Origin of the sequence: Acidovorax sp. (genome assembly GCF_047607405.1) — a bacterium.
Classification (GTDB): Bacteria; Pseudomonadota; Gammaproteobacteria; order Burkholderiales; family Burkholderiaceae_C; genus Acidovorax.
Window position 1 is genome coordinate 69343 of the sequence record NZ_JASGDA010000008.1, and the last position, 6865, is coordinate 76207.

Annotated in this window: 7 protein-coding genes; 1 reads left to right on the forward strand and 6 read right to left on the reverse strand. The window is 68.6% G+C overall.

The window, feature by feature from the left end; genetic code table 11:
• Window positions 1–5: 5 nt before the first annotated feature.
• The 6 genes from fabB to QM569_RS01675 all read right to left on the reverse strand — a co-directional run bounded on the left by fabB (window position 6) and on the right by QM569_RS01675 (window position 5638).
• Complete coding sequence (gene fabB, locus QM569_RS01650) at window positions 6–1223, reverse strand: beta-ketoacyl-ACP synthase I (RefSeq protein ID WP_414985482.1); 1218 nt, start codon at window positions 1221–1223, stop codon at window positions 6–8.
• Window positions 1220–1741 (reverse strand): 3-hydroxyacyl-[acyl-carrier-protein] dehydratase FabA, encoded by a 522-nt coding sequence (fabA, locus tag QM569_RS01655; RefSeq protein ID WP_414985483.1) that lies wholly within the window; start codon window positions 1739–1741, stop codon window positions 1220–1222. Before fabA ends, fabB begins: the two co-directional genes overlap by 4 nt.
• Window positions 1742–1785: 44 nt before the next feature.
• The gene (lnt, locus tag QM569_RS01660) at window positions 1786–3309 is read right to left on the reverse strand and encodes an apolipoprotein N-acyltransferase (protein ID WP_414985484.1); all 1524 of its coding nucleotides are present in this window, start codon (window positions 3307–3309) and stop codon (window positions 1786–1788) included.
• Complete coding sequence (locus tag QM569_RS01665) at window positions 3309–4190, reverse strand: HlyC/CorC family transporter (RefSeq protein WP_414985485.1); 882 nt, start codon at window positions 4188–4190, stop codon at window positions 3309–3311. Before QM569_RS01665 ends, lnt begins: the two co-directional genes overlap by 1 nt.
• A gap of 81 nt (window positions 4191–4271) precedes the next feature.
• On the reverse strand, window positions 4272–4997 hold the full coding sequence (locus QM569_RS01670; protein WP_414985486.1) for a GNAT family N-acetyltransferase: 726 nt from the start codon (window positions 4995–4997) through the stop codon (window positions 4272–4274).
• Between the two features lie 158 nt (window positions 4998–5155).
• The gene (locus QM569_RS01675) at window positions 5156–5638 is read right to left on the reverse strand and encodes an Lrp/AsnC family transcriptional regulator (RefSeq protein ID WP_414985487.1); all 483 of its coding nucleotides are present in this window, start codon (window positions 5636–5638) and stop codon (window positions 5156–5158) included.
• Between the two features lie 163 nt (window positions 5639–5801).
• Between QM569_RS01675 and QM569_RS01680 the strand changes: the two genes are divergently transcribed.
• Window positions 5802–6737, forward strand: a complete 936-nt coding sequence (locus QM569_RS01680; protein WP_414985488.1) for an esterase/lipase family protein — start codon at window positions 5802–5804, stop codon at window positions 6735–6737.
• The last annotated feature ends 128 nt before the right edge of the window (window positions 6738–6865 follow it).

Consider the following 6865-nt stretch of genomic DNA (forward strand, 5'->3'; position numbering starts at 1 on the left):
GATAGTTACGAGAAGCGCCGCAGCACCAAGCTGGCGTTGGTGCCGCCAAAGCCGAAGCTGTTGGACAGCACGGTATTCAACTGCGCGTCGCGCGTCTGCGTGACCAGCGGCATGCTGCCCAGCAGCGGGTCGGGCGTCTCGACGTTGGCCGAACCGGCGATGAAGCCCTTGTTCAGCATGATGAGGCAGTAGATGGCCTCCTGCACGCCGGTTGCGCCCAGCGAGTGGCCGGTGAGCGACTTGGTGCTGGAAAACGGCGGCACCTTGTCGCCGAACAGCGCCTGCATGGCGCGCACTTCCTGCATGTCGCCCACGGGGGTGGATGTGCCGTGGGTGTTGATGTAGTCCACGCCGCCCTCGATGCCTTGCAGCGCCTGCTTCATGCACGCGATGGCGCCGTCGCCAGAAGGCGCCACCATGTCCTCGCCGTCGCTCGTGGCGCCAAAGCCCACGACTTCGGCCAGGATGGTGGCGCCGCGCGCCTGGGCGTGCTCCAGGCTCTCCAGCACCACGGCGCCGCCGCCGCCCGCGATGACGAAGCCGTCGCGGTTCGCGTCGTAGGCGCGCGAGGCTTTGGCGGGCGTGTCGTTGTACTTGCTGGACATGGCGCCCATGCCGTCGAACAGCAGCGCCATGCCCCACGACAGCTCCTCGCCGCCGCCCGCGAACATCACGTCCTGCATGCCCCAGGCGATCTGCTGCGCGGCCGCGCCGATGCAGTGCGCGGACGTGGAGCAGGCCGAGGTGATGGAGTAGTTGATGCCCCGCACCTTGAAGTTGGTCGCCAGGCAGGCAGACACGGTGGAGCTCATGCAGCGCGTGACCTGGTACGGCCCCACGCGGCGGATGCCCTTGGCGCGCAGGGTGTCGGCCGCCTCGATCTGGTTGGCGGGCGAGCCGCCGCCCGAGCCCATGATGAGGCCGGCGCGCGGGTGGCTGACCTGTTCAGGCGTCAGGCCCGCCTGCGCGATGGCTTCTTCCAGCGCGATCTGCGCGTAGGCCGCCGCGTCGCCCATGAAGCGCAGCTGCTTGCGGTCGATGCGCGCTTCCAGGTCGATCTGCGGCGCGCCGCCGACCTGGCTGCGCAGGCCCAGCTCCATGAATGCCGGGACGGCCTGGATGCCGCTGGTGCCCGCGCGCAGCGCGGCTTCCACCGTGGCCAGGTCGTTGCCGATGCACGAGACAATGCCCGCGCCGGTGATGACTACGCGCTTGGGGGTCATGCTGCGTCCTTGTCGTCGCCCTCGCGTTTGAACAGGCCCACGCGCAGGTCGTTGGCCACGTAGATTTCCTTGCCGTCGGCCAGCAGGCGGGCGTCGCCGATGGCCATGACCAGCTTGCGCTTGATGACGCGCTTGATGTCGATCTCGTAGGTGACGCGCTTCACGTCAGGCCCCACCTCGCCGGTGAACTTGACCTCGCCCGCGCCCAAGGCGCGGCCCCGGCCCGGCAGCTTCAGCCAGGTGAGGTAGAAGCCTATGAGCTGCCACATGGCGTCCAGCCCCAGGCAGCCGGGCATGACCGGGTCGCCCTGGAAGTGGCAGGCGAAGAACCACAGGTCGGGCTTCACGTCCAGCTCGGCCACGATCTTCCCCAGCCCGTGCGCGCCGCCGTCGCCGTCGATGTGCGTGATGCGGTCGAACATCAGCATGGGCGGCAGCGGCAGGCGCCCGCTGTCGGGCCCGAACAGGCGGCCCACGCCCGAGGCGATGAGTTGGTCGTAGGAAAAGGAATCAGCCATCTTCGATCGTGCTCCAAACGGTGTCTTTTTATATGTGCCGTGCATTATCCGGGCGTTGCGGGCCCGGCGCGCCTTGCCCCTGCGGCGCAGGCCAGGCACGCCAAGATACCGAGCATCCACAGCGGCCACAGCCCCCAGCGCGACACCCACCAGGCGTAGGGCGTCACGCCCCCTGCCCGCCCGCGCACCTCGGCGCGCAGCACGCCGCGCGTGTGGCGCTGCAACTGGTGCGTGACCACGCCCCGGTGGTCGATGACGGCGGTGGCCCCGGTGTTGGTGGCGCGCACCATGGGGCGCTCGAACTCCAGCGCGCGCATGCGGCTGATGTGCAGGTGCTGGTCGATGGCGATGCTGTCACCGAACCAGCCGATGTTGCTCAGGTTCACGAACACCGTGGGCGCTATGGCGGGGTCGATGAAGCGCGCGCCCAGCTCCTCGCCGAACAAGTCCTCGTAGCAGATGTTGGGCGCGATGCGCTGCGCGCCCCAGGCGAACGAGGGCTGGCCCACGGCGCCCCGGTGGAAGTCGCCCAGCGGGATGTTCATCATGGCCGTGAACCACTTGAAGAACGGCGGGATGAACTCGCCGAACGGCACCAGGTGGTGCTTGTCGTAGCGGTAGGGCGCGGCCTGCCCGGGCGCCATGCCCAGCGCCGAGTTGGTGTAGCCCTCTATGTCGTCGCCCATCGGTATGCCCAGCAGCGCGGCCTGCGTGCCGTGGGCGTAGCGCTGCTGCAGGCCCTCCAGGTAGCCGGGCAGGAGCTGCTGGGGCAGCAGCGGGATGGCGGTTTCGGGCGCCACCACCAGGTCGGCCCGGGCGTCGCGCAGCGCCTGGGCGTACCACTTCAGCGCCACGGGCACGCCGCTGCCGGGCTGGAATTTCTCGTCCTGCGGGATGTTGCCCTGCAGCAGTTCCAGGCTCAGCGGCGGCAGGCTGTGCGACACGTCCGGCTGGCGGCCGGCCACGGCGACGATGGCGCCCAGCGCGACCACGCCCGCCCAGGCGCGCCAGCGGTGCAGGTGGGCGATGCACATCGCCAGCGCGGCGGCCACGGCGCCGATGCCATAGACGCCCACGTGGCGCGCCAGCGCGGACAGCGGGCCATCCACGTGCGCGTAGCCGCCCGCGCCCCAGGGGAAGCCCGTCCACAGCGTGCCGCGCGCCAGCTCGGCCAGCAGCCAGATTGCTCCGAAAAGAATAGCTGCCTGTGCTTGACTGGCGGGCGCCAGATGGCAAAAAAGCCCCAAACCCACGGCGTAATAACTGGCCAGGAAAGCCGCCAGCCCCAGCACCGCCGCCGCGGCCAGCGGCGCGGCCAGACCGCCATAGACGTGCATGGAGATGAACAGCCACCAGAAGGTACCCGCCAGCCACGCCGTGGCGAACAGGCCACCCAGCAGCGCACCGCGCCGCCACGTGGGCCGGGCGGCGGGCCGCAGCAGCCAGGCCAGCAGCGCCAGGGACAGCAGTTGCAGCCACCACAGCGGCTGGCCGCCGCCGGGCCAGGCCAGCGACGCGGCCTGGGCCAGGCCCGCCGCCACGGCCAGCAACACTTGCGCCAGCCGCATCAGGCGCCGTCGCCCACGGGCGGGGCTTCGGCCCGCGACACCTTGAACCAGCGCACGGCGCCGCCCTTGGTGTGCAGCACGGCGAAGTGCAGGCCGCCGAGCTGCAGGTGCTCGCCGCGCCGGGGCACGTGGCCCATCTCGTGCGCGATGAGGCCGCCGATGGTGTCGAAGTGCGTGTCGGGGTCGCTGGCCGCTATGCGCACGTCGAACGCCTCGCAGATGCGCTCGATCGGGGTGTCGCCGCTCACGCGGTAGGTGTGGTCCGCCAGGCTGAAGATGTCGCCGTCGTCCTCGGGGATGTCGAACTCGTCCTCGATCTCGCCCACGATCTGCTCCAGCACGTCCTCGATGGTGACCAGCCCCGCCACGCGGCCGAACTCGTCGATGACGATGGCCAGGTGGTTGCGGTTGCCGCGGAACTCGCGCAGCAGGTCGTTCAGGCCCTTGCTCTCGGGCACGAAAACGGCCGGGCGCAGCAGGGCGCGGATGTTCAGTTCAGGGGCGCGCTGCAGCTTGAGCAGGTCCTTGGCGAGCAGGATGCCGGTGATGTTCTCGCGCTCGCCCTGATACACCGGAAAGCGCGAGTGCGCGGTGCTGATGACGAGGTTCAGCAGGTCTTCAAAGGGCGCGTCGATGTTGACCATGTCCATGCGCGGGGCGGCCACCATCACGTCGCGGGCCGTCATGTCGGCCATGCGGATCACGCGCTCGAGCATCACGCGGGACTCCGCCCCTATGACCTCGTTGTCCTCGGCCTCGGCCAGGGTTTCGATGAGTTCTTCCGTGGAGTCCGGTCCGGGGTGGATGAACTCGGCCACTTTCTGCAGGAAGGTGCGCTTGTCTTCCCGTTCGGACGGTCGCGCAGGGTGGGGGTCGGACACTGTCGTGGAGCACCGTTGGAAATCAGGCCCCCAAGGATAGCGGATTGCCGTGACAGGGCGCCGCACCGCGCCCCGGGGCTTTTATTCCGCCGCGTGGCGCACGCCGGTGCGCACTTCCTGCATGCTGGCGAGGAAGTCCCAGAACTGCTTGGCCTGTTTTTTAAGCCGGTAGTCCACCTCGGCGAACTGCTGCTCCACGATCTCGGCCATGCGCGTGTCCAGGCTGGCGGGCGGGATTTGCAGGTACGCCTCGCTCTCGGTGCCGTCGCGGCGCACGGTGGCGCCCGCGTTGCGCGCGATCTTGAGCATGGCGGTGTTCTGCGACAGGGCATGGATGAAGACCATGTCCACACCCTCGTTGCGCGCGTGCATCACGGCGCGCTCGAACAGCCGCGCGCCGAAGCCCCGGCCCCGGGCCTTCTTGAGCACGGACACGCCGAACTCGGCGCAGTGCTTGTGCTCGGGGCGCTCCGAGAACGCCAGGTGCGCCATGGCGATGAGTTCGAGCTTGCGGTTGTAGATGCCGAAGATCTCGTCGCGGTCGAAGTCGAGGTTCTCGGCATAGCGGCGGATCTGCTCGTCGTTGGCCGCGTAGCCGAAGCGCAGGTAGCGGTCGGACGCTTCGAGCTGGAGCAGATGCTGGGTGATGCGCTCGCGGTACGAGGGCCCCAGGGCGCGGATTGGAACCATCACGGGCACCTCCTGCTTGTCAGGTTGTTCAGCGGGCCACAGCCCCCCCAGCATTGGGCGCAGCATGTCCTTGCCTGCGTACCAGGATGCCTTGAACCAATCTTTCGTTGCATACATGAAGGGAAATATACGGGTTATCCCTAGGAAACACCAGCGATTTTTGCTGCAATGCAACAAAATAGGGGCACACCCCGAATATGCATCAAATTGGCCTCAAGCGCTTTATGGATAAGCGCCAGAAGCTATTAATACAATAGCAAAACCGCGCCCCAGCCTCACACGGGCACCGCCGTGGTCGCCTTGACGCGGTCCAGAACGAAGCTGGTCTTGCAGTCCTGCACGCTGGGGTGTTTGAGCAGCGTGTCCATGATGAAGCGGCTGTAGTGCGCCATGTCGGCCACCACCACGCGCAAGAGGTAGTCCATCTCGCCGGTGAGCGACGCGCACTCCACCACCTCGGGCCAGGTCTGCACGCTGGCGCGAAACAGGTCCATGGGGTTGCGCTTGTGGCTTTCGGTGTGCTTTTCCAGACGCACGTTCAGGTAGGCCGTCAGGCCCAGGCCCACGGCCTCGGGCGGCACCAGGGCCACGTAGCGGGCGATCACGCCGGCGTCCTCCAGGCGCTTGACGCGCCGCAGCACCGCGCTGGGCGACAGGCCCACCTGCTCGCCGATCACGTCGTAGGTCTCGCGGCCGTTCTCTTGCAGGCGGCGCAGGATGGCCCGGTCCAGCTTGTCGAGTGCGTTGGCGGCGTTCATGGCGCAGGATCTTACGAATCAAACCCGGTTTTCGTCGAAGATTTTGCGAAGCCGGGTATGTCCCGATAGTGACAGGCGCTCGCTGGCAGAAAAATGGATTTCGCAAAAACGCACGGTCGTTCGTTTTTGCGACACAAAACCTACATCCCAACGGAGACAAACCATGACCGGATTCCTCAGCCGCCTGTGGCGGCGACTCGCGCTCGCGGCCACCGCCGCGCTTTTGCTGCTGGGCGCCAGCGCCCACGCCAGCAGCTACACCCAGACGCGCTACCCCATCGTGCTGGTGCATGGCCTGTTCGGCTTTGACTCGGCCCTGGGGCTGGACTACTTCTACGGCATTCCGGACGCGCTGCGCCAGGGCGGCGCCACGGTCTATGTGGCCCAGGTGTCGGCCGCCAACAGCACCGAGGTGCGCGGCGAGCAACTGCTGGCGCAGGTGAAAACCATCCTGGCGATCAGCGGCGCGAGCAAGGTCAACCTGATCGGCCACTCGCACGGCGGCCCCACCACGCGCTACGTGGCGGGCGTGGCGCCGCAGCTCGTGGCCTCGGTCACGTCCATCGGCGGGGTGAACAAGGGCTCGCGCGTGGCCGACATCCTGCGCGGCGTGGCGCCCAAGGGCTCGGTCTCCGAGGCCGTGGCCAGCGCCGCGGCGAGCGCGCTGGTCGGGCTGATCAACCTCACCTCGGGCGGCACCGGCCTGCCCCAGTCGTCCACGGCGGCGCTGGACTCGCTGACCACCGCCGGGGCCACGGACTTCAACAGCCGCTTCCCGCAGGCCGTGCCCAGCGGCTGCGGCAGCGGCGCCGAGGTGGTCAACGGCGTGCGCTACTACTCGTGGACGGGCACCCTGCCCCTGACCAACGTGCTCGACCTGAGCGACGGCCTGCTCACCACCCTGAGCCTGGTCTTCGGCGAGGCCAACGACGGCCTGGTCTCGGCCTGCTCGTCGCGCCTGGGCAAGCACCTGGGCGACTACCGCCAGAACCATCTGGACGAGGTGAACCAGCTCCTGGGCCTGCGCGACTGGTTCTCCACCGACCCGGTCACGCTGTACCGCCAGCACGCCGCCCGCCTGAAGGCACTGGGCCTGTGATGAGCCCCCGCGCCCGTGTGGCGGCGGCGGGCGCCGCCGTGCTGCTGCTGGCCCTGGGCATGGCCGCCGTGCTCTGGCCGCAGGGCCCCGCGCCGGGCGCAGCCCCGCAGGGTGGCAGCGCCGCGCAA

What these genes read in the sequence shown, in the direction of transcription:
- fabA (WP_414985483.1), bottom strand. Translation starts at nt 1,741, where the DNA reads ATGGCTGATTCCTTTTCCTACGACCAACTCATCGCCTCGGGCGTGGGC.
- lnt (WP_414985484.1), bottom strand. Translation starts at nt 3,309, where the DNA reads ATGCGGCTGGCGCAAGTGTTGCTGGCCGTGGCGGCGGGCCTGGCCCAG.
- fabB (WP_414985482.1), bottom strand. Translation starts at nt 1,223, where the DNA reads ATGACCCCCAAGCGCGTAGTCATCACCGGCGCGGGCATTGTCTCGTGC.
- QM569_RS01675 (WP_414985487.1), bottom strand. Translation starts at nt 5,638, where the DNA reads ATGAACGCCGCCAACGCACTCGACAAGCTGGACCGGGCCATCCTGCGC.
- QM569_RS01670 (WP_414985486.1), bottom strand. Translation starts at nt 4,997, where the DNA reads ATGTATGCAACGAAAGATTGGTTCAAGGCATCCTGGTACGCAGGCAAG.
- QM569_RS01680 (WP_414985488.1), top strand. Translation starts at nt 5,802, where the DNA reads ATGACCGGATTCCTCAGCCGCCTGTGGCGGCGACTCGCGCTCGCGGCC.